Annotated in this window: 18 protein-coding genes; all 18 read left to right on the top strand. The window is 30.1% G+C overall.

What is annotated here, in order from left to right:
- Positions 1-14: 14 nt before the first annotated feature.
- The 18 genes from J4863_RS06095 (at position 15) to J4863_RS06010 (ending at position 24,900) form a co-directional block, all read left to right on the top strand.
- Positions 15-1,184, top strand: coding sequence for an SIMPL domain-containing protein (locus J4863_RS06095; protein WP_211617907.1), 1,170 nt, complete (start codon positions 15-17; stop codon positions 1,182-1,184).
- Between the two features lie 204 nt (positions 1,185-1,388).
- On the top strand, positions 1,389-2,438 hold the full coding sequence (locus J4863_RS06090; RefSeq protein WP_211617906.1) for an SIMPL domain-containing protein: 1,050 nt from the start codon (positions 1,389-1,391) through the stop codon (positions 2,436-2,438).
- A 171-nt stretch (positions 2,439-2,609) separates the two neighbouring features.
- Entirely contained in the window at positions 2,610-3,176 is a 567-nt protein-coding gene (gene ahpC, locus J4863_RS06085; RefSeq protein ID WP_211617905.1) for an alkyl hydroperoxide reductase subunit C, read from the top strand.
- A 217-nt stretch (positions 3,177-3,393) separates the two neighbouring features.
- Positions 3,394-4,026, top strand: coding sequence for a thioredoxin family protein (locus J4863_RS06080; RefSeq protein WP_211617904.1), 633 nt, complete (start codon positions 3,394-3,396; stop codon positions 4,024-4,026).
- Between the two features lie 440 nt (positions 4,027-4,466).
- Positions 4,467-5,564, top strand: a complete 1,098-nt coding sequence (carA, locus tag J4863_RS06075) for a glutamine-hydrolyzing carbamoyl-phosphate synthase small subunit (protein WP_211617903.1) — start codon at positions 4,467-4,469, stop codon at positions 5,562-5,564.
- 67 nt (positions 5,565-5,631) lie between these two features.
- The gene (carB, locus tag J4863_RS06070) at positions 5,632-8,817 is read left to right on the top strand and encodes a carbamoyl-phosphate synthase large subunit (RefSeq protein ID WP_211617902.1); all 3,186 of its coding nucleotides are present in this window, start codon (positions 5,632-5,634) and stop codon (positions 8,815-8,817) included.
- A gap of 144 nt (positions 8,818-8,961) precedes the next feature.
- Positions 8,962-11,589: a DNA mismatch repair protein MutS gene (mutS, locus tag J4863_RS06065; RefSeq protein ID WP_211617901.1), complete on the top strand. Its 2,628-nt coding sequence runs from the start codon at positions 8,962-8,964 to the stop codon at positions 11,587-11,589.
- Positions 11,589-14,135 (top strand): LptA/OstA family protein, encoded by a 2,547-nt coding sequence (locus J4863_RS06060; RefSeq protein WP_211617900.1) that lies wholly within the window; start codon positions 11,589-11,591, stop codon positions 14,133-14,135. Before mutS ends, J4863_RS06060 begins: the two co-directional genes overlap by 1 nt.
- Positions 14,136-14,225: 90 nt before the next feature.
- Positions 14,226-14,960, top strand: a complete 735-nt coding sequence (gene lptB / locus J4863_RS06055) for an LPS export ABC transporter ATP-binding protein (RefSeq protein ID WP_211617899.1) — start codon at positions 14,226-14,228, stop codon at positions 14,958-14,960.
- A 13-nt stretch (positions 14,961-14,973) separates the two neighbouring features.
- On the top strand, positions 14,974-15,594 hold the full coding sequence (locus J4863_RS06050; protein WP_371815570.1) for a Type 1 glutamine amidotransferase-like domain-containing protein: 621 nt from the start codon (positions 14,974-14,976) through the stop codon (positions 15,592-15,594).
- 51 nt (positions 15,595-15,645) lie between these two features.
- Positions 15,646-18,261 carry an alanine--tRNA ligase gene (gene alaS, locus J4863_RS06045; RefSeq protein WP_211617898.1) on the top strand — a complete coding sequence of 872 codons (2,616 nt, stop codon included), beginning with the start codon at positions 15,646-15,648 and terminating at the stop codon, positions 18,259-18,261.
- Positions 18,262-18,359: 98 nt separating this feature from the next.
- On the top strand, positions 18,360-18,776 hold the full coding sequence (gene ruvX / locus J4863_RS06040) for a Holliday junction resolvase RuvX (RefSeq protein ID WP_211617897.1): 417 nt from the start codon (positions 18,360-18,362) through the stop codon (positions 18,774-18,776).
- Positions 18,777-18,833: 57 nt separating this feature from the next.
- Positions 18,834-20,069: a protein translocase subunit SecD gene (secD, locus tag J4863_RS06035; RefSeq protein WP_211617896.1), complete on the top strand. Its 1,236-nt coding sequence runs from the start codon at positions 18,834-18,836 to the stop codon at positions 20,067-20,069.
- A complete protein-coding gene (gene secF / locus J4863_RS06030; RefSeq protein WP_211617895.1) occupies positions 20,047-21,009 on the top strand; it encodes a protein translocase subunit SecF in 963 nt (320 codons plus the stop codon). Before secD ends, secF begins: the two co-directional genes overlap by 23 nt.
- Positions 21,010-21,042: 33 nt before the next feature.
- Positions 21,043-22,122 carry an alanine racemase gene (alr, locus tag J4863_RS06025; protein ID WP_211617894.1) on the top strand — a complete coding sequence of 360 codons (1,080 nt, stop codon included), beginning with the start codon at positions 21,043-21,045 and terminating at the stop codon, positions 22,120-22,122.
- Positions 22,123-22,142: 20 nt separating this feature from the next.
- A complete protein-coding gene (locus tag J4863_RS06020; protein WP_211617893.1) occupies positions 22,143-22,739 on the top strand; it encodes a CvpA family protein in 597 nt (198 codons plus the stop codon).
- Entirely contained in the window at positions 22,723-23,823 is a 1,101-nt protein-coding gene (locus J4863_RS06015; protein WP_211617892.1) for an LptF/LptG family permease, read from the top strand. Before J4863_RS06020 ends, J4863_RS06015 begins: the two co-directional genes overlap by 17 nt.
- Positions 23,824-24,900 (top strand): LptF/LptG family permease, encoded by a 1,077-nt coding sequence (locus J4863_RS06010; protein WP_211617891.1) that lies wholly within the window; start codon positions 23,824-23,826, stop codon positions 24,898-24,900.
- Positions 24,901-24,910: the final 10 nt, after the last annotated feature.

Genomic DNA, 24,910 nt, shown 5'->3' with positions numbered 1-24,910 from the left:
TACAAGGAGGGAAAATGAAACGATTATTAGTGATATTTAGTGCGTTTTTAGCATTAAATTCGTTTGTAATAGGAGAGCCGGTTAAGAAAATTAGTGTTACTGGTAATGTTGAAAAGGAAATTTTACCAAATATGGCGACTTTACATTTTGAGATTACTGGGAGAGATAAAAGTTTGACTAAGGCGACAGAAAAAGTTAATCAGAAATTGCAAGGATTTAAATCGACATTGAAGGCAGAAAACATAGGAATAGATAGCATTGAGACTGAGTCGATTTCTGATAGGAAAATTAAAGTGAATGGGAATGGAAGTAACAATTTAGCAAAGTCAAATCCAACTTCGTATACTGCTGAAATGAAAATATTGGTTAAAAATGTGGCTTATGATAAAATTGGAGAATTGATAGAGATAAACGAAGGGGAGAAACTTAAAAGTATTACGAAAAAGATAGAGAATTATAATGATGATGAGGATATTGATGGTGAGTTTGTTGATGACGAAGATGATAGTAGCGATAATCAAGTTGTGAATATAGGAAAATCGAATGGAGATGTCTATGAAGTGAAATTGAGGGAAAATGATAAAACTTTGAGCGGGACATTGAATAAACTTTTTGCGAAAATAAATTTTGTGAATAATAAATTGCAAAAAATGGGTTCGACTGGAGCGAGTGTTTCTTTTGGAGGATATGAAATTCGAGAGAATTACGGTGGTGACTTGAAAAAGGAAGAAGAATATGAAGTTACGCATAAATTAAATGTTGTTACTAAAAATTTGAAGGATTTGAATACAATAATTGCTTTGGCTGATAAAAATGACTTGAATATTGTAGGTTCGATTAAATTTGATTTGTCAAATAGAGCGGAAATTGAATCAGAAATGTATAATGAAGCGTATAATCAAGCAAAACAGAAAGCTGCGAGTATTTTAAAATCTAGTAATTTAAAGGTTGGAGATGTAATTGTTGTGAGTGAGGATGTAGATTTTCAGCAAAAAATGATTGATAGAATGGATGAAAATTGGACAGTTGCAGCAGCACCTGCATCAAAAAGTATTGCAAAAGAAATGAATTTTGAAATAGCGGTTGTTTCAAGTCCAAAAATGGAAGCAAAAGTAGATTATACTCCAAAACCTTTAAAATTAACGCAAAATATATCGGTAATGTACGAAATGATTGGAAAATAGATTTTTTGAATTAAAGTTCTTAAAAAGTTATAAAAAATATTTGTTGAAGTTGTATTTTGAAAATAGGATTGTTATTTAAAGGTCATAAAATCTAGAGAAATATATGGAAGTTGGAACTTTATAGTTATTAAATTAAGATGAGAAATAAATGAAAGGAGAGAAGAATTTCATAAGTTAAAAGTTATGGATTACTTCAAAATAGAAATGAAAAGAATAATATTATTGATGTGTATGATGACTTGTTTTTTAAGTTTTTCAGACATTGTTTCAGGGAAAAGAATTCAAGTTAGAGGAATTGCTAAAAAAGAAATTATGCCAAATTCAGCAAAAGTCCAGTTGACGATTCAAACAGAAGATAAAAATTTGGATAAAGCGAGTAAAGAGAATGCACAAAAATTGGAGAAATTTAAAAGTTTATTGAGTAAATCGGGAGCTAGATATGATAAAATAAATTCAACATCATATTCTACAGATAAATCGTATGATTGGGATACAGAGGTTATAAATAAAGGTGAAAAAGAATTTAAAACAGTTTTATCAGTTGAAGCGGATAATGTTACGTTGAATTCATTAAAAGATTTCTTGTCAGTTTTAGCGAATGAAAAGATTTATGAAGTAAAAAGAAATGCACAAGGTGTGAATATTTTTGAAATAGAAATGAGAGATAAATCGGCTAAAGCAGCGTATCAAAAGGCTTTGGATAAATTTAATGGATTACAACAAAAATTAGGTTCAAAAGGATTAGGTGGTAAAATTAAGATAGTAGGGTTTACTAATGATGAAGTTAGTTTGGAAAAACGAGAAAGTGTAAAAAAAGAGATTAATACGGTAACTCACACAATCGAAGTAGAAACTAGAGATATGAAAAATATAGGAAATATTATAAGTGTAGCACAAATATTGGGAATCGGGACAAATGGATACATTGAATACGATATTGATAATAAACAAAAATTAGAAGATGAATTGTATGAAAATGCTTACAAAGAAGCCTTGAAAAAAGCACAAGTTATTTTAGGGAAAACAGATTTAAACTTAAAAAATCCTGTAACAATAACTGATAAATCACAAGGTGTAATTAGACCGTATTCAGATTATAACTACAATTATTACGGAAATGTTTTAACTGACTCGAAAATATTAGAAAAATCTGAAAAAGAATTGTTGGATAAAGTTTCAGAAAAAAGAATTGTAGTTAATCCAAGAAAATTAGATATCTCAAAAACGGTGTACATTGAATTTGAGATGAATTAATAACGAGAGAAAAAATTTTTGAGAGAAATTTTTAAGTTTAAATAGAAAAAAGTGTTTGACAAAAGTTTTAAAATTTTATATAATGTAATGGAGAAATAATTGTAATTATTTCAAATTAGAAAAAAGTTTAAATATATAGAATGATAGAAAATAAATAGGAGGTATTCAATTATGTCATTAATTGGAAAAAAAGTAGAAGACTTTACGGTACAAATGTATCAAAATGAAGAATTTAAAGAAGTTTCATTTGAAAAAGATTTTTTAGGAAAATGGAATATTTTCATGTTTTATCCAGCAGACTTTACGTTTGTTTGTCCTACAGAGTTGGAAGATTTAGAAGATCATCATAAAGAATTGAAAGATTTAGGATTTGATGTTTATTCAGTAAGTACTGATACTCACTTTACTCATAAAGCATGGCACGATCATTCAGAAGCAATTAGCAAAGTAACTTATGGAATGATTGGAGATCCTAAAAAAGAAGTAGCAAGAATCTTTGATGTGTTGGATGAAGAATCAGGAATGGCTTTCAGAGGAACATTTATTGTAAATCCTGAAGGGAAAATCGTTGCATATGAAGTAAACGATGGTGGAATTGGAAGAGATGCTTCAGAATTAGTAAGAAGAGCAAAAGCTGCTAAATTCGTACACGATAATCCAGGATTAGTTTGTCCAGCTAAATGGAAAGAAGGAGAAGCTACATTAAAACCAGGATTAGATTTAGTAGGTAAAATATAATAAATTAAAAAATTAAAGTTATGTATAAAAAGAGGGCCTGTTTTGAATTGATAGAACAGGCTTGTTTAATTCAAAATTTTGAAATAGCAAGATATGATAATAAAATAAACACATATATAGTTTGAGAATAAATTTTGAAAATGAAAAAGATAAATAGGAAGCTAGGAAAAAATATGATATAATAAATTTAGAAAGAATTGTAGAAAGGATGATTGAGATGGCATTATTAGATTCAAATATTGTAGAACAGTTAAAAGGGTATTTTAATAATATAAATGGGAATATTGAAATGGTAGCTTTTTTGGATGAAAGTGATAAATCGAAAGAATTAGATAGTTTTTTACAAGAAGTAGATGGAATTTCATCAAAAGTAAATTACACTAAAAAAACTTTTGGAGAAGATATTGAATTAGAAAAATCGTATAATATTACAAGACCAATTTCATTTACTTTATTGAAAGATGGAGAAAAATCAGGGATTAACTTTAATGGAATTCCTGGAGGACATGAGTTTAATAGCTTTATTTTGGCGATTTTAGGATTGGCTGGAATGGGTAAAAAATTAGAAGGTGATCAATTAGCTAGAGTTCAAGCAATAAACAAACCGTTGAATATTGAAACTTATGTTTCACTTTCATGTACGAAATGTCCAGAAGTAATTCAAGCATTGAATGTTATTTCTATGGGAAATAGCAATATTACAACTTCATTGATTGATGGAGGAGTTTATACGCAAGAAGTTTCTGAAAAAAATATTCAAGGTGTACCAGTAGTTTACATCAATGGAGAAAAGGCGTCTGTTGGAGAAAAAACTATAGAAGAATTGATAAATATTGTTACAGAAGCATAATAGAAATGGGATTTTCTTGATATGAAATATTGATATAGAGTATGAATTGAATATTAGAAAATTCTGGTATTTAAGATAACTGTTTTATGAATTTGATATCATTTATTAGAAAGAATTTTCAGATTGATGAAAATTGATTTTAGAACGAATGATGTGATTTTTATGAAACAGTTTTTTTTGTAAAATTTATATTTAATAAAAAATTAATGTGTTTTTTGAGATTTGGACTTGAAAAAATTTTTTAAAAAGGGTATAATTAGAAGATTTAAGAGAATGATAAAAAAAAAAAATTACTAAAGAATAGAAATATTTTTTAGTAAAAAAATTTTACAATTTTTTCGGAAATAACAATATTTTTGGTAAAATTGGATATAAAAATGAGATAAAATTTTTAAATTTTAGATAAAAATGCATTACAAAAATAGAGGAGGTAAATTATTATGTACTCATTGGATAAACAGTTAGTTTTAGAAGATGGTAGTGTATACAAAGGATACGGGTTTGGAGCAGATGTAGAAATGGCTGGTGAAGTAGTTTTTAATACTGCGATGACTGGTTATCAAGAAACAATTTCAGATCCTTCATATAATGGACAGATTATTACATTTACATATCCATTAATAGGGAATTATGGGATAAATAGAGATGATTATGAAACTATTAATCCTAGCATAAAAGGTATTATAACTCGTGAAATATGTAAAAAACCTTCTAATTTCAGAAATGAATTTACATTAGATGAGATTTTGAAAGACTTAAATATACCAGGAATTTCAGGTGTTGATACACGTAGTTTGACAAAAAAAATTAGAGAGCATGGAACAATTAAAGGGATTATCGTTAGCGCAGATAAAGATCCTCAAGAAGTTGTTGACTATTTAAAAAACAATTCTTTACCGACTAATCAAATCGAGCAGGTTTCAACAAAAAAAGCTTTTCTTTCTTCAGGTAGAGGAATGAGAGTTGTATTATTAGATTTAGGAATGAAATCAGGAATTTTAAGAGAATTAAATTCGAGAGATTGTGATGTTGTTGTAATGCCACATGATACTCCAGCAAAAGAAATATTGAGACAAAAACCAGATGGAATAATGCTTAGTAATGGACCTGGAGATCCAATAGATGTGCCAGAAACTATTGCAATAATAAGAGAACTTATTGGAAAAGTACCAATTTTTGGAATTTGTATGGGACACCAATTGATTTCATTGGCGTGTGGTGCTAAGACATATAAATTGCCATTTGGACATCGTGGAGCGAATCAACCAGTATTGAACTTATTGACAGGAAAAGTGGATATTACTGCACAAAATCATGGTTATGCAGTTGATATAGATTCTTTGAAGGATACAGAATTGGAATTGACGCACATTGCGGTAAATGATAAAACTTGTGAAGGGGTAAGACATAAGAAATATCCAGTATTTTCAGTGCAATATCACCCAGAAGCTTCACCAGGACCACATGATCCAAATTATTTATTTGATGAATTTATAGAAAATATGAAAAAAAATAGTACGAAAAAAAGCATTTATTAATTAAAATATGCGAAATCATAAACAAAAACGTAATAAATTTAGAAAAATAAATTAAGGAGAGATAAAAATGCCAAAACGAAAAGATATAGAAACTATTTTAGTAATAGGATCGGGACCAATAATTATAGGACAAGCGGCAGAATTTGATTATGCTGGAACGCAAGCGTGTCTATCACTTAGAGAAGAAGGATACAAAGTAATTTTAGTAAATTCAAATCCTGCAACGATAATGACAGATAAAGAAATAGCCGATAAAGTGTACATTGAACCGTTGACTTTGGAATTTGTTTCAAAAATAATTAGAAAAGAAAGACCAGATGCTTTGCTTCCAACATTGGGAGGTCAAGTAGGATTGAATTTAGCGGTTGAGTTGCATGAATCAGGTGTTTTAAAAGAATGTGGAGTTGAGTTATTAGGGACAAAACTAGATTCTATAAAACAAGCAGAAGATAGAGAATTGTTTAGAGATTTAATGAATGAATTGGGAGAACCAGTTCCTGAATCAGAAATAATTCATAATTTACAAGAAGCGAAAGATTTTGTAGCAAAAATAGGTTATCCAGTAATTGTAAGACCTGCGTTTACGATGGGAGGAACTGGAGGAGGAATTTGTCATAATCCAAAAGAATTAGATGAAATTGTAACTAACGGACTTCACTATTCGCCAGTAACTCAATGTTTATTGGAAAAATCAATTGCTGGGTATAAAGAAATTGAGTATGAAGTAATGCGTGATAGTAATGATACTGCGATTGTAGTATGTAATATGGAAAATATTGATCCAGTTGGGATTCATACTGGAGATTCGATTGTAGTTGCACCTTCGCAAACATTGACTGATAGAGAGTATCATTTGTTGAGAGATGTTTCATTGAGAATAATTAGAGCATTGAAAATTGAAGGTGGATGTAATGTTCAATTAGCTTTGGATCCAAATTCATTTAAATATTATATTATTGAAGTAAATCCAAGAGTTTCTCGTTCTTCGGCATTGGCCTCAAAGGCGACAGGATATCCAATAGCTAAAATTGCAGCTAAAATTGCAGTAGGATTAACATTAGATGAAATTATAAATCCTGTAACGAAAAATTCTTATGCATGTTTTGAACCTTCATTAGATTATGTTGTAAGTAAAATTCCTAGATTCCCATTTGATAAATTTGAAAAAGCAGATAGACATTTGGGAACTCAGATGAAAGCAACTGGGGAAGTAATGGCAATGGGTAGAACGTATGAAGAAAGTTTATTGAAGGCTATTCGTTCATTGGAATATGGTGTTCATCATTTAGGATTACCAAATGGTGAGGAATTTAAATTGGATTATATTATGAGAAGAATTAAGAAGGCTGGAGATGAAAGATTGTTCTTTATTGGTGAGGCTTTGAGAAGAGGAGTAACACCTGGAAACATTCATGAAGTTACGAAAATCGATATGTTCTTCTTGGATAAAATGCAAAATATTATAGATATTGAAAAAGAATTGAAAAACAATGTTGGAAATGTAGATGTGTTGCTTTATGCTAAAAAATATGGATTCTCTGATAAAGTAATTGCTCATAGATGGAATACGACTGAAGAAGAAATTTATAAGTTAAGACATGAAAACAATATTAAACCAGTATTTAAAATGGTCGATACTTGTGCGGCAGAATTTAAATCTGAAACACCTTATTTTTATTCTTCTTATGAGCAAGAAAATGAGTCAGTTAGAACTGATAAGAAAAAAATTGTTGTATTAGGTTCAGGACCGATTAGAATTGGGCAAGGAGTGGAATTCGACTATGCGACAGTTCATGCGGTAAAAGCGATTAAAGAATTTGGATATGAGGCAATTATTATAAATAATAATCCAGAAACTGTATCGACAGATTTCTCAATTTCTGACAAACTTTATTTTGAACCACTAACTGAAGAAGATGTTATGGCGATAATTGAATTGGAAAAACCAGAAGGAGTTGTAGTTCAATTTGGTGGACAAACAGCGATTAACTTGGCAGAAAAATTAGCTAAACATGGTGTTAAAATACTTGGAACAGCGTTAGAAGAAATTGATAATGCTGAAAATAGAGATAAATTTGAAGAGTTGCTTCATAAATTGAATATTCCTCAACCATTAGGAAAAACTGCATTTGATACAGAAACAGCTGTAAAAAATGCTGCTGAAATTGGATATCCAGTATTGGTTAGACCTTCTTATGTTTTAGGTGGTCGTGCGATGGAAATCGTGTATAGAGAAGAAGAATTAAGACATTATATGGAAAATGCAGTAAAAGTATCGCCTGATCATCCAGTGTTGACAGATAGATACTTGGTTGGTAAAGAAATAGAAGTGGATGCGATTTGTGATGGGGAAACAGTTGTAATTCCTGGAATTATGGAGCATATTGAAAGAGCTGGGGTTCACTCTGGAGATTCAATAGCAGTTTATCCTCCACAAAGTTTGACACAAGAACAAATTGACACATTAGTTGAGTATACAGTTAGATTGGCTAAAGGATTGAATATTATTGGATTGTTGAATATTCAGTATGTAATTAGTAAAGGTGAAGTATTTGTACTTGAAGTTAACCCAAGAAGTTCGAGAACAGTTCCATTCTTAAGTAAAATCACAAAAGTTCCAATGGCAAATTTGGCTATGAAAGGAATTTTGGGAGAAACATTGGTAAGTAAAGGATATAAAACAGGATTAATTCCTTCTGGAGATACAATTCATACAAAAGTTCCAGTGTTCAGTTTCCAAAAATTGAAAGATGTAGATACGACATTAGGACCTGAAATGAAATCAACTGGGGAAGTAATGGGAAGTGACAGTACTTTAGAAAAATCATTGTATAAAGGATTAATTTCGGCTGGAATTAAAGTTAAGGATCAAGGAAGTGTGTTGTTTACAATAAGTGGAGCGGCTAAAGAAGAGGCGTTTAAATTGGCTAAAAGATTCTATGAGTTGGGATACAGCATTCTTGCGACAGAAGGAACGGCGGAATTTTTCAAAGAACATGGTTTGAGTAGAGTTGAAGTTGTTGGTAAAATTGATGAAACTCATTATGGATATAGCGTGTTAGATGTTATTTACAAAGGTTATGTAGATATGGTTATAAATACAGCGGCTAAGAAAAAAAGTGCGACAAATGACGGATTTAAAATTAGAAGAGCTGCAAGTGAGCAAGGAATTGCTTGTTTAACATCATTGGACACAACAAGTGCGTTATTAAGAGTGTTAGAATCAATTTCATTTAATGTAACAGCGATATAAAAATGAATAAATTTAGGGGAAGAGGCTACTTAGGTAGTCTTTTTCTGTAATATTTGTTAGCGAAACGCTTTATAAAATTGAAAAAACCGTTAAATTATGCTATACTAATCTGTAAAATATTAATAATGAAACAGAGGTAAAAAAATGGCAAGTACACCATTGATGAAGCAGTATAATGAGATAAAAAAAGATTATGAAGATTCGATATTATTTTTTAGATTAGGTGATTTCTATGAAATGTTTTTTGAAGATGCAGTGAAGGCTTCAAAAGAGTTAGGACTTACTTTGACATCTAGAAATAAGGAAAAGGATGCAAATGTTCCTTTGGCAGGAGTTCCGTATCACTCGGCGAGTTCATATATAACGAAATTGGTTTCAAAAGGCTATAAAGTAGCGATTTGTGAGCAAGTAGAGGACCCAAAATCGGCTAAAGGCATTGTGAAAAGGGAAGTTGTGAAGGTTGTTACACCTGGGACGGTTGTTGATGTGGATTCGTTGGACTCTAAAAGTAATAACTATTTGCTTAGTATAAGAGAAGCTGATGGAAAAATAGGGATTGCGTACATTGATATTACGACTGGAGAATTTAAGGTAACAGAAATTGAGAAGGAAAAAGATTATTCAAAATTATTTAATGAATTGAATAAGATAGAGCCTAAAGAGATTTTGCTGTTAGATTCATTTTATGAAGATGTGAGAGAGCAAATAGACGATTACGTTCAGAAAAATCAAGCTAGTGTAAGTATAGTCGGGAAAACACGTGATGGTAATAAATTCTTAATGGATTATTTTGGTGTAATCTCTTTGGAAAGTTATGGAATAAAAGATAAAAAGGCTGTTATTGGAGCAGCAGCTATGGCGTTAGATTATGCACAAACTATGCAACTTGAAAATGAATTGACTGTTGAAAAAATCGAGTTTTTAAATACTTCTAATTATGCGGAAATAAATTCGATTACGAGAAAAAATTTGGAATTGACAAAAAATCAGAGAGAAAAGACGGTTTATGGGTCGCTTTTGTGGGTTTTAGATAGATGTAAGACTTCTATGGGGACACGGCTTTTGAAAAGATATATAAATAATCCGTTGTTAAATGTGAAAGAGATAGAAAAAAGACAAAAAGATGTTCAATATTTTATTGATAATATTTTAATTCGAGAAGATTTGAAAGAAAAATTAGATAATGTATATGATTTAGAAAGATTGCTAGGAAAAATAATTTTTGGAAATGAAAATGGGAAAGATTTGCTAGCATTGAAAAATACTTTAAAATCTTCGATTGAAATCATGAATATTTTAAAAGAAACTAATTTTTTTGAAGAGATTAATGTGAAAAAATTGTATGATGTATATGTCTTGATTGATGAGAGCATTGATGAGGATGCACCTTTTACAGTAAGAGAAGGTGGCATGATAAAAAGGGGATACAATCAGGAATTAGATGAAATTCATCAAATAATGAATTCTGGAAAGGACTTTTTGCTAAAAATTGAGCAAAGGGAAAAAGAAGCTACGGGAATTAAAAATATGAAAATCAAGTATAACAAGGTTTTCGGATATTTTATAGAAGTTACAAAATCTAATTTAGATTTAGTGCCAGAGACTTACACAAGAAAACAAACTCTTGCAAATGCTGAAAGATTCATAACTCCAGAATTGAAAAAATATGAGGATACGATAATAAATTCTAAGGCAAAAATTTCTGATTTGGAGTATTATTTATTTAAAGAGATTAGTGCGCAAGTTAAGGATGAAAGAAATATTTTGACTAATTTAGCTGAAAAATTGGCGTATTTAGATGTAATTGTCTCATTTGCGACAATAGCTATTGAAAATGATTATGTAAAACCGGAAATGTTGGAAAATAGTGATATTCTGGAAATTGTGGAAGGGAGACATCCTGTTGTAGAAAAATTGATTGGAAGGTCTGACTTTATAGCGAATAGTACGAAATTAAAAGAGAAAGAGCGATTTGTAGTATTGACAGGTCCGAATATGTCTGGAAAATCAACCTACATGAAGCAAGTGGCTTTAATATCAATTATGGCACAGGTTGGTTCATATGTTCCAGCAAAAGAGGCTAAATTGTCGATAGTGGATAAATATTTGACGAGAATAGGTGCTTCAGATGATATTTTGTCAGGACAAAGTACATTTATGGTTGAAATGAGCGAGGTTTCTAACATTTTAAATAATGCGACTGAAAAAAGTTTGATTATTTTGGATGAAGTTGGGAGAGGGACATCGACGTTTGATGGAGTTTCGATTGCAACGGCGATTTCAATTTATATTCACAATGAAATTAAAGCAAAAACGATATTTGCGACGCATTATCATGAATTGACAGATTTAGAAAATAAATTTGATGATATTGTTAATTATAGAATTGAAGTCAATGAAAAAGATGGAAAAGTGATATTTTTAAGAAATATTGTAAAAGGTGGAGCGGATAAATCTTATGGTATTGAAGTTGCTAAATTGGCGGGTTTACCGAAGGAGATTTTGAAGGAAAGTAAGAAGATTTTGAAGAGATTGGAGCAGAAAAAAGAGCTTATTGAGAAAACGGTAAATGTTCATCAATTGTCGCTTTTTGGAGAAAATCTAGGATTTGATGATGACGAAGATGAAAAGAAAAAAGAAGCAGATGAGAAAATGGAAGTAATGAGCGATATTATTGATGAAATTGAAGAAAAAGATATAAATAATATTACGCCTATGGAAGCATTAAAATTTTTATCTGAATTAAAGGCTAAATTAGAGGAGAAAAAATAATGTGGAAAAAAATAACGTATGCAGGATTGCTGCTGATACTGATATATTTTATATATGCTGTATTTTATAAAAAAATTGGTTCGCCAGTTGAGCAATTACAAAAAGAAATGAAAATGAAAAAAGTTGTCTATAAATTGAGAGATGAAGTAATTGTTTACGCTGATGAGCAAGTTGGTGGGACGGATAAAGATAAAATTGTAAAATTTAAAAATGTTGTAATTGATATGCTGAAAAAAAATATGATTGTAAAATCAAAAGAAGGTGAATTGAATACAGAGACGCTTGATGTTACTTTGAAAGGAAAGGTTTTTGGAACATCGAAGGATAATAAGTGGAATTTGTATACGGAACAGGTTGATTACAAGAAACAGGGAGATTTGATAATTTCAAATACAAGAACGAAAGTTCTTAATAATGTTGATAAGACTCAGTTGGAAGCTAATAAAATTGAGACAACAACGAAATTTGAGACTATTGTAGGTTCAGGAAATGTTATTTATCAAGATCATAAGCAAAAGAAAGATATGAGAGCTGATAAGGCAATTTATAATAGTACGAATAAGGTTTTAGATGCAGAAGGACATGTGGTTTATAAAGAACTAGATCCACAAAAGTCAAAAGAAGTAAAAGCTGATAAAATGAGATATGATGAAGTTCATAAAATTTTGGATGCAGAAGGACATGTATTCTATAAGGAAATTAGTAATCAAAGAGAATTTCAATCTGATAGAATGCATCACGATGATATTAATAAAATTACTGATGCACAAGGACATGCTATTTATCGTGATTTGAAGGCTAATAAAACGTTGAGTGCAGATTCTATGAGATATGACGATATTAATAAAATAGGTAATGCAGTTGGAAATGTTAAGTATAAAGATCCAGAAAATACAATTACAGCTGATACAGCTAATTATTTTATGAAGGAAGAAAGAATAGACGCTGCTGGACATGTGATTTATATGGGTAAAGAGAGTCATATTGTTGCTGATAGAGGTTCGTATTTCTTAAAGAAAAAACAGGTTGATGCTTTAGGAAATGTTCAGTATACTGGTAGAGAAATGAGAGTTACTGGTCAGCATGTTTTTTATGATGAAAATAAGAAGATTGTTACTGGAGATGGAAATGGTACTTTTGAACATTTTGCACAAAAAACAACAGGAACTTACCAATCGGCAGTTTACGATATGGGAAATCAAGTTTTGACAACAAATCAAGATTATACGATGAATTATCAAGATTACCATATGAAAGGGACTGGATTAGTATATTTGTTTAAAACAGGTGATGCGACATTTAATAATAAATTCTCGGTTACTAAACAAAACTTTACTGTTAGCGGAGATAATGGTAGAATGAATACGATCGTTAAGGATATATTCGCTAATAAAATGGTGTTGACGAGTGTGCAAGGAGATAGAGTTACTTCTGATATAGGTCAAGGAAGTTTTGAGAAGAAGGAATTTAAATTTGATGGACATGTAAAAGGTAAAATCCGTGGAAACACTAAGAACTTTATGACAGATCCTACGCCACTTGTGGAAGCAGAAGCAGTTAACTTTACAGGAGAAACTGCAAAATTATATTTTATTTCTCAAAATTCTAAAAATATGAGTATCACAAGAGGGGAAATAAAAAATAATGTTCACATGACTTATAAAGACGTAATCATGGATTCTCAATATAATGAAATTGACATTGCTAAAAATACAATATTAGCTAGAGATAAAGTTATGATTGACTTGAAAAATCATACGAAATTAACTGCTAATTTTGTTTGGTTTGACATGAATAAAGGAGAAGGTCATGCTGAGAAAAGCGTTAAAATTATAAGTACTCTACCACAATTTAAAAATATAAATACAAGTGCTGATAGTGCAATAATATATTTGAAAACTAAGAAAATTGGGTTGAATGGTCATGTTAAAACATATCAAGGGAAAACTCAAATTTCTTCAGATAGAGCAATATACGATATGGATAGAAGAATATTGGAAAATTCTGGAAATATTAAAATGCAATATGAAGTTAATAACGGAACTGTTGAACAAAGTAAATCAGATCCAAAAAATAAGGAAGCTGTACAAAATGTTATTGGGAAATTAACGATAGAAAATGCTAATGAAAAAGGTAAAATTGTATTGCCACGAACAGAAACAGCTGATAATGGAGTACCAGTTAATGTTAAATGGAAATCATCAAATTCAACTATTTTATCTCCAAGTGGAAAAGTTAATAAACAATTTTACGGTGGTAAAGATAAGGATGTAAAAATGACTGCAACTGCAAGAGCAGGTACAGATTCTTCGGATAAATCATTTGATGTAAAAGTTCCAACAGAAAGTACTAGAGAAATGCTTGCTAGAGCTGCAAGTAACATTTATTATCCAGAAAATGGTGGGAAATTGCCAAGTTCAGTAAGAATAAATGTTCATAAAAAAGCGATTGATATTCCAATATCATGGAGTGCTGGAAGTGAAAGTGGTAAGGGAGGAACTGCTACATTGAGATATAATGGAGTAGAATACTCAAAAAGATTTTAGGTAAAAATAATGATAATCGTTTAATTAGTTAACTTTAACTGTTTAGACGATTATCCATAGTATCATAAAAATTAAAAATTAGGAGATGTTATGTCTAGAAAAATTAGTATAGAGGCTGACAGTTTAAAGAAAATCTATAAAAATAGAGAAGTTGTAAAAAGTGTTAGTTTAGGTATGGAAAAGGGAGAAGTCGTCGGACTTTTGGGACCAAATGGAGCTGGTAAGACGACAACATTCTATATGATAACAGGAATCGTTAAGCCGAATAGTGGGCGTGTAATGTACAATGGAGAAGATATAACTGATTTTCCGATGTACAAAAGGGCTAGGCTAGGGCTTGGATATTTGCCACAAGAGGCATCCGTTTTTAGAAATTTGACTGTGGAAGAAAATATAGTTTCAGTTTTGGAAATGCGTGGAGTTCCTAAAAAAGAACGTATTGCTACAATGCAAAGTTTGATTGAAGAATTTAAACTTTCACATGTTGCAAAAAGTTTAGGGTATGCACTTTCAGGAGGGGAACGAAGACGTGTGGAAATTGCTCGAACGATTTCTACAAATCCAGATTTTATTTTGCTGGATGAGCCTTTTGCAGGAGTTGACCCTATTGCAGTAGAAGACATTCAAAATATAATTATCCAATTAAAAGAAAGAGGATTAGGAGTTTTAATTACAGACCATAATGTGCGTGAAACATTGAGAATTACTGAAAGAGCATATATAATGGCTGAAGGGACAATCTTGATTTCTGGAACTGGTGAGCAAATTGCGAATGATGAAACTGCCAGAAGAGTTTACCTTGGAGATAACTTCAAGTTGGATTAGGAGGTTGATTTTTTTGAAAAATATGATTTTGACATCATCTTTATACGAAAGTATAGGATTTGTAAAAGAATTTTTGGATAAAAATGCTAAAAGTAAAAAAATATTATTTATTCCGACAGCAGCTAATGTGGAAGAATATAAGAATTATATGTATCTTACAGAGAAGGCTTTTGAGGATATTGGATATGCAGTGGATAATTTTGATATTTCTGTTTTTTCAGAAAAAACTGTGAAGGAGAAATTATCGAAGGCAGAGATAATCTTTATTTCTGGTGGAAATACATTTTATTTATTACAAGAATTGAAAAGAAAAAATTTAATTTCTTATTTGAAGGAAAGAATAGAAAATGGATTGCTTTATATCGGAGAATCGGCAGGGTCTGTAATAACAGGTCCTAATATCGAATATGCTTCTCTTGCAGATGATAAAACATTGGCAAAGGAACTGAGTGATTACACGGGAATGAATTTGATAGATTTTTATATAGTTCCTCATTTTGGCGAAGAACCGTTTGCAGAAAGTTCTGAAAAAATAGTTGAATTGTATAAGGATAAATTAGATTTGGAATTAATAAATAATAAAGAAGCGATATTAATTAAAAATAATGATTTTAAAATATTAAAAAATAAATAAGAAGATAAATTAAGAAAGGAGAGAGGTTGTTTTTACAATCTCAGATAAATAATGACAGGAAATGAAATAAGAAAAAGTTTTGTAGATTTTTTTAAATCAAAGGAGCATAAACATTTTGAAAGTGCTTCGTTAATACCAGATGATAAAAGTTTGTTGTTGACGGTTGCTGGGATGGTGCCGTTTAAGCCATTTTTCTTGGGAGAGAAGGAAGCTCCGTTTCCAAGAATTACGACTTATCAAAAATGTATAAGAACTAACGATTTGGAAAATGTAGGAAGAACGCCTAGACACCATACATTTTTTGAAATGCTGGGGAATTTTTCGTTTGGGGATTACTTTAAAAAGGAAGCGATTGAATGGTCTTGGGAATATATAACAAAAGTTTTGAAATTAGATCCAGAAAGACTTTATGTTTCTGTTTATAAAACAGACGATGAGGCTTATGAAATTTGGAATAAGGAAATTGGAGTGCCTGAAGATAGAATTGTTAGACTTGGAGAAGAAGATAACTGGTGGGCAGCTGGACCTGTAGGTTCTTGTGGGCCTTGTAGTGAAATTTATTATGATACACAAAATATGGGGAAAAATAATGAGGAAATTAACTGTAAGCCAGGAGATGAAGGAGATAGATTTTTAGAAATTTGGAATCTTGTGTTTACTGAATGGAATAGACTTGAAGACGGTTCACTTGTGCCACTTCCAGAAAAAAATATTGATACAGGAGCAGGACTTGAAAGAATAGCTTCAGTTGTGCAAAAAAAAGATAATAACTTTGAAACTGATATATTTATGCCGATAATAAAAGGCATTGAAAAAGTTTTAGATATTAAAAAAGAAGAATTTGAAATTACTGTAAAAGTTATTGCGGATCATATTAGAGCGTCAGTATTTTTGATAGCGGATGGAGTTTTGCCATCAAATGAAGGTCGTGGATATATTTTAAGAAAGATTATAAGAAGAGCATTTGGTGCGGGAATCGTTGCAAAACAAAAATTGGACATTACGAAAGATGATTTGTTCTTGTATAAATTAGTACCTTATGTTGTGGAAAATATGAAAGAGGCATATCCAGAATTAGTTGAAAAACAAGAATACATTGAAAAAGTTTTAAAACTTGAGCAAGAAAGATTTGCGTTGACATTGAAAAATGGAATTGAAATGCTAACTGAAGAAATTGAAAAAATGGATAAAGAAGGAATTAAAAAACTTTCAGCAGATGCTTCGTTTAAATTATATGATACATTTGGACTTCCATTTGAATTGACAGAATTAATTTTGGAAAACCAAGGGTATGAAGTTTCTGAAGAAGAATTTAATCAAAAATTAGAAGAACAAGTAAAAAGATCAAAAAATAGTAGAGTTACGGTTTCAGATATGATAAAAGATGACTTTATTGATAAATTCTTTGAAGAACACGGAAAAACTGAATTTACAGGATATGAAAAATTTGAAGATGAAGGAAAGATTTTGCATATTGCTAAAAGTGAAGGAATTTCAGGGTATGAAGTAATTTTTGATAGAACGCCATTTTATGCGGAATCAGGAGGACAAGTTGCTGATACTGGAATTATTACTTCTGGAGAATTTGAAGGAAAAGTTGTAAATGTTGTGAAAAAACATGATGTGTTTATTCATCAAGTAGAGATTGTAAAAGGAATTGCTCCAGCAGTTGGTGCAGAAGTAAAAATGAAAATTGATGCGGATCGTAGAAAAGATATTCAAAGAAACCATACTGCAACACATATTTTACATAAAGTTTTAAGAGAAAACTTAGGGACTCACGTTGAGCAATCTGGTTCGCTTGTGGATGATGAAAAATTGAGATTTGACTTTTCACATTATGAAGCAATTGAGCCAGAAATGATTGAAAAAATCGAAAAATCTGTAAATGACATTATTTTGTCTAACTTGAAAGTTAAAATTGATTTTGAAAATATTGAAGATGCGAAAAAAAGAGGAGCGATGGCACTTTTCTCTGATAAATATGGAGATGTAGTTCGTGTCGTTGAAATTGACGGATATTCAATCGAGCTTTGTGGAGGTGCACACGTTAAATCTACTGGAGAAATCGGATTATTCAATATTGAATCTGAAAGTGGAATCGCCTCAGGAACTCGTAGAATTACAGCAACAACAGGACATGCAAGTTTGAAATATGTTAATAAACTTGAAGAAAAATTAAGTAAAGTTGCTGGAATGTTGAAAACTGATGGAAAAAATGTGGTTGATGTTGTAGAGAAATATATCGCAGAAGCTAAAAATATCGTAAAAGAATATGAGCAATTACAAACTAAATTAGTAAAATATGAAATCAATGAATTACTTGAAAATGTAGATGAAATAAATGGAGTAAAAGTATTAAAAGCTGCATTTGCAAATAAAGATGTAAATGAATTAAAAGAAATCGTAGATAGAGGAAAAGAAAAACTTCAATCTGGAATTATTATTTTGGGAACAAATAATGGCGGAAAAGCGATTTTCGTAGTTGGAGTTACAAAAGACTTGATTTCAAAAGTAAAAGCTGGAGAAATCGTAAAAGTTGCAGCTCAAGTTGCTGGCGGAAACGGTGGAGGAAGACCTGATTTTGCACAAGCTGGTGGAAAAGATGGAAATGCTGTAAAAGAAGCTGTTGATAAAGCATTTGAGTTTGTAAATGAAAAATTATAATTTATATAATTGAATAAATGCCAATTAGCAAGGGGTTTATCCCCTTGTCGAAAAATTAATTCATAATTTGAATAATAAAATTTAGAAATGAGAAAAAGATGAGAAAATTTATTGGACTTGATGTCGGAGATGTGAGAATTGGGGTTGCAAAATGCGATCCTTTGGGAATTCTTGCGACTGCTCTTGAAGTGATTGATAGGACGAAAATAGATCCGATTGCAAGAATAAAAGAGATTTTAGATGATGAAGGTACGAAAAAAATTGTCGTAGGAATGCCGAAAAGTCTTGATGGTTCAAAAAAACGTCAAGTTGAAAAAGTGGAAGAATTTGTGGAAGAATTGAAAAAAAATATTCCAAATATTCAAATTTTCTTTGTAGATGAGCGTTACACGACGACAGAAGCGGAACATTATTTGAAAAATTATTCTAAAAAGAATGGGAAAGAACGAAGGAAAGTTGTGGATATGGTTGCTGCAACGATAATTTTACAAAATTATTTGGATATGACAAAGTAATTTTATTTAAAAAAATTTAATAGATATTACAAATTAAAAATTTGGGAAAGGGAGAAAATGGAAAATAAGAAAAGACATTATATTTGGCTTTTTGGATTAGTAATTTTATCGGTATTAGTACTTTATTATAACAAGATAAAATTAGGATTGGACTTGAGAGGTGGGACTTCGATAGTTTTACAAGCGCAAGGTAAAATTGAAAATGATACGATGGAAAAGGTAAGAGACATTATCGAAAGAAGAATTAACAGTTTAGGAGTATCCGAACCAGTAATTCAGTTAAGTGGAAATGATAAATTAATAGTAGAATTAGCTGGAGTAAAAGATCCTGAAAAAGCGAAAAGTTTAATCGGGACAACAGCTAAATTGGAATTTAAAATAAAAGAAGCAAATGGTACTTATGGACCAACATTATTAGAAGGTTCAGCAATAAAAAATGCCGTTGTAGATAGAGACCAAGTAGGAAGACCAGTTGTAAGTTTTGAGTTGAATACAAAGGGAGCAGATGTTTTTGCTAAGATAACTAGAGAAAATATTGGTAAACAATTGGCGATTATGTTAGATGGTAAAGAGCAATCAGCACCAACAATTCAAACTGAAATCGCTGGTGGAAAAGGGCAAATTAGTTTAGGTGGAAGTAAAGATGCTTACGAAGAAGCAACAAATTTATCTAACTTATTAAAATCAGGAGCTTTACCAGTAAATATTAAAATTTTGGAGTCAAGAACAGTTGGAGCTACTTTAGGAAGTGAATCAATTGATCAAACAAAAATTGCAGGAGTTATAGCTGTAGTTGTAATATCAGTATTTATGATAGCAATTTATAAAATACCAGGAATTGTTGCAGATATAGCTTTATTGATAAACGGATTACTTGTAATGACTTTATTAAGCGTTGTAGGTGCGGTGTTAACTTTGCCAGGGATTGCAGGATTTATATTGACATTAGGAATGGCAGTTGATGCGAATGTAATTACTTTTGAGAGAGTAAAAGAAGAATTGGCGAGAGGATATTCCTTACAAGATTCTGTTGAAAAAGGATTTAAACATGCATTACCAGCGATAATCGATGGGAATATAACAACATTATTAATTGCAGGAGTATTATTTTTCTTAGGAACAGGACCAATAAAAGGATTTGCAGTTACATTATCACTTGGGGTTTTTGTAACAATATTTACAGCAGTTTTCGTTACAAAAGTTATTTTAAAATTCGTTTTATCGACTTTTAAAATAGAAAAAGAAAAATTATTTTGGAAAGGAGTAAAAAATGCTGAACTTGAAAATAATTAAAAACCAAAAATATTTTTTAGGGTTCTCACTAATTTTGACAATAATTTCAATAATTAGTATATTTGCCATAAAATTAAATTTGGGAGTAGATTTTAAAGGTGGAGATTTATTTCAAATAAAATATGAAAAAACAATGGATAAAGCGTTGGTAGATAAGACGTTAACAGATTTAGTTTCAGAAGTTCCTAAATTGAGAGGACAAAGAATCCAATTTTCTGAAGACAATACAGTAATTGTAAAAACTGAACAATTAACTAATACAGAAAAAACAAAAGTATTAAATACATTGAAAGAAAAAACAGGAAAATATGATTTGGTAAAATATGATACAGTTGGAGCGACAATAGGTAAGGAATTGACTTCAAATGCGGTAAGTGCTTTGATAATTGGAAGTATTTTGATTGTAATTTATATTACAGTTAGATTTGAGTGGATTTATGCGATTGCAGGAATATTGGCGTTATTGCATGATATTGTTATAACAATTGGTTTAATAGCATTATTGAGATATGAAGCAGATACACCATTTATTGCGGCTATTTTGACAATTTTAGGATATTCGATTAATGATACAATCGTTATTTTTGACAGAATAAGAGAAAATGATAAAGAAAATAAAAAAAGTAAACACCAAAAACCTTTTGCAGAAGTTATTGATCATAGTATAAATCAAGTATTCGCAAGATCGTTATATACTTCATTAACAACATTATTTTCAGTAATAGTATTATTAATCTTTGGTGGAAGTACATTAAAAACATTTAGTATGACATTGTTTATTGGTATAACTTTTGGTACATACTCATCAATCTTTATTGCGAGTCCAATAGTTTACTTGTTAAGAAGATTTAAAAAAGAGGATAAAAATAAAGATAGTAACAAGAGAAAAACTGGTAAATCAGTTAATGGATATGATGAAAGCGATAAAGTATTAGTTTAATTTATTAATAAAATTTTAGAAGGTGAAGTAAAAATGCGTTGTTGGGCAGAAATAAACATAAATAATTTATATGCGAATATAGATGAGATTGAAAAGGTTGCACCGAAAGAAAAGATAATAGCTGTAATTAAAGCAGATGCTTATGGTCATGGGATGTTAAAGATATGTGAGTCATTGATAAAAAAAGGTATAAAATTTTTTGCGGTTGCAACAGCTGAAGAAGCATTGAAAATAAAGGAAGTTGATGAAAATGTTGAGATTCTTATTCTAGGACCTATAGAATATGCGTATATGGATAAAATTTCAGAAAAAAACATTTATTTCATGGTAACTGATTTTGAAGAAATTGAGTATTTGGAAAATTCAAAAACTAAGACAAATGTATTTATAACAGTAGATACAGGAATGGGAAGAGTCGGTTTTCAAAAAGAGGAAATTGATAAATTAATTTCTAAATTAGAAAATTGCAAATATGTAAATCCAATTGGGATATTTTCTCATTTTTCTTCATCTGACACAGATGAAAAATACACTAAATTTCAAGAAGATAACTTTAAAGAAATTTGTGATAAAATAACTTCTAAAATACCAGCTGTTAAGTATAAACACTTACTTAACAGTTTTGGTACTATAAAATTGAAAAATGATGGATATGATTTTGTAAGAGTAGGAATAATCGCATATGGTGGTGTGACAGAAGAAGAAACAAAACCATATAAATTCAAACCTGTAATGTCGTTATTTGCTAAAATAAGTTATATAAAAACATTGTATAGAGATAGCTATATAAGTTACGGAAATACATATTTGGGTAAAGCTGGCGAAACTTATGCGACTGTTTCGATAGGATATGCCGATGGAGTGAGAAGAGATTTATCAAATAAAGGATATGTGTATTATAAAGGTTATAGATGTAATATTGTAGGTAGAGTTTGTATGGATCAGCTTATAATAGCGTTGCCAAAAGAATTAGTTGGTGAAGCGAAAAAAGGAGATACAGTAGAATTTTTTGGAGAAAATATTAGTGTTGTGGAAGTTGCCGATTTGTGTAATACGATATCGTATGAAATATTGTGCGGAATAAGTCAAAGGGTTCCGAGAATATATAAATAATGTAAAAGTAGGAGAGAGAAATGATATTAGATATTATAATTATAATATTATTGATTATATATGTGTTAATAGGTAGAAAAAGAGGATTTGTATTGGAATTTATTCATTTATTTAAATATATTCTAATAATTTATATTACAAGACTTATATACGAAATTATAAAAATCAATAATAAAAATTTAAAAGAACAATTGAAAATTTATATTATTATAATTGTGATTCAGTATATTCTGTTTTCTACTTTTTTATTTTTTCATAGAAAATTTTTTCAAAATATGAAACTCAAAAAATGGGACAGTTTTTTGGGAATCGTTTTTTCGATAATAAAAGTTACATTTATAGTTTTTATTATATACGTAGTTGTATTATTGGAATCATTTACTTCGAGTAATAAAAAAATTAAAGAAATTAGGGAAAAAAGTATAGTTGTGCAACTTAATACAAAATATATGTTAGTTTATTCTGAAGTTTTTCCAGATTTTATTCAAAAAAGGTTAGATATTTATAGGAGAAAAAAACTAGAAAAGAGCATAGAAAAGGAAGTTTTAGACGAACTAAAAAATCCTAAAAGAAAAAAAATAAGTAAAGGACTAGGGAATAATGAAAATAATAGATAGATATATTTATAGTTCACTGATTTTGCCATCATTGTTTGGTATTAGTATATTCACATTTATTTTAATGTTAAATGTAGTTATGGAAGTAATGGAACGATTATTTGCTAGTGATTTACCATTTATTTCGATAATTGATTATTTCTTTTATGCTACACCAGGTGTGTTGGTTCAGACAATACCAATGGGAGCATTTTTAGGTGTGATGCTGGTTTACGGTGGACTTTCAGAAACAAATGAGATTATCGCAATGGAAGGTTCTGGAATAGGACTTTTCAGAATAATAAAACCAGCATTTGTTTTTGGAGTAGTTTTGACATTAATAGGATTAGGGTTGGAAGTTTATGTAAACCCAAAAGCTTTGGCTAATATAAATGCACAAACGAAACAAGTTTTAGCGACAAAGCCTAGCTCATTGACAGAAGAAAAAATATTTTTGACAAATGAGGAAAAAGGATTTGGATTTTATATTGATAAAGTTGATAATAAAAAAGCAACTGCAAATAATTTTTTGATTTTGAATAGACAAGGGAATAATCCTTATCCAATAGTGTTTTTAGCAGAAAAAGCGACATTTGATCCAGGAATTATAAAAATGCAGAATGTGAAAGGGTATTCATTTGATAAAAATGGAAATAGTCAAGTAGAAGCATCATATAAAAATCAAGATGTTCCACTTTCTACTTTTTTTAAGGAAGATAAAAACAAAGAATATAAAAAAAGTCGTAAAGAAATGAATTTAAAGGAATTGAAGCAGTTTTATAAAGAAAATAAAAACAAACCAGAAGAAAAAGAAGCAGCATTAAAAGCTTTGGTTGAAATTTATCAAAGATTGATAGGGCCTTTAGCGAGTACATTTTTGTGTTGGTTGGGAGTGTTGTTGTCGGTAGGTCACAGAAGAAGTGGAAAGGGTATAAGTTTTGGTGTAAGTTTGATAGTAATATTTGGATATATTGCGGTGGTAAACTATGCAAAAATTATGGTCCTGAAAAAAAATGTTCCTGCTAATATTGCTATGTGGATACCAAATTTCATTTTATTTGTATTATGTGTGTATTTTTCAATCAAAAAATATAGGAGAAATTAGATGAATAAGTTAGATAAATATATAATTGTGAATTATATAAAAAGTTTTTTTCTGGGTATGATGATGTTTTTCTCGATATTTTTACTAGCAGAAAGTTTGAATTTAACAGGTTGGATTATGGATGGGAAATTTAAGCTTCATGATGCTTTTAAATATTTAGGTTATGGGATTCCAGAAATTATGACTAATACGGCACCTCTAGGTGTGCTGTTAGGAAGTCTTTTGTGTATAAGTAAAATGGCAAAGCAACTGGAAATAGCTGCAATGAAGACAAGTGGAATTAGCTTTTCTAGAATAGCACTGTTTCCAATGATTTTTTCATTTTTAATAAGCATGTTAGTACTATGGATAAATTACGATACTTTAGGGAAATGGAATGCAAAAAAGGAAAGTTTAAAAGAAAGAAAAGTTGAAAATAAAGATCCAGTGAGAGCAGAAAAGGATTTTGTACTTGTAAAAATTGATAAAGATACGATACTTTATAGTGGACATGCCAGTAAGAAAGAAGGAACGTTACAATATGTTGAGATACTAAAAGTTTCGAAAGATTTTAAAAAGATTGAAAAACTTTATACAGCTTCTTCAGGAAAGATAGATTTTAAAACAAAAAGATGGACATTTAAAGATCTAAAAGAAAGAAACTTAAAGACAAATGTTTCAGTTCCAATAGATACGAAAACTTTTAATTTTGTTGCCTCAATGGATGATGTTTTAGCGAGTCCAGTAGAAGCTAAAAATTTAACAATGCCAGAATTAAGAGAAAAAATTGTTTATTTTACAAGGGTTGGAGCAGATTCTTTGAATTTGAGAATAGATTTTTATTATAGAATATCGTTTGCACTTTCTTCGTTTGTAATGTGTTTGATTGGATTGTCATTGGGAAGTAGATATGTAAGGGGAGGAGCTGCAGTAAATATAGGTTTATCAGTAATTATTGGTTATTCATATTATGGAGTTAGTACGATTTTAAAATCAGTCGCAACTTCAGGAGCAATACCTATATATTTAGCGTGTTTCTTACCATTAATTGCATTTTTTGCAATAGGAGTTAAATTATTTAAAGATTCTGAATATTAGTACATTTAGT

The sequence above is a fragment of the Leptotrichia sp. oral taxon 221 genome (genome assembly GCF_018128245.1).
In the GTDB taxonomy this organism is placed as follows: domain Bacteria; phylum Fusobacteriota; class Fusobacteriia; order Fusobacteriales; family Leptotrichiaceae; genus JABCPH02.
Note: the sequence above shows the minus strand (reverse complement) of the source record. Positions and strands in the feature narration are given on the sequence as shown.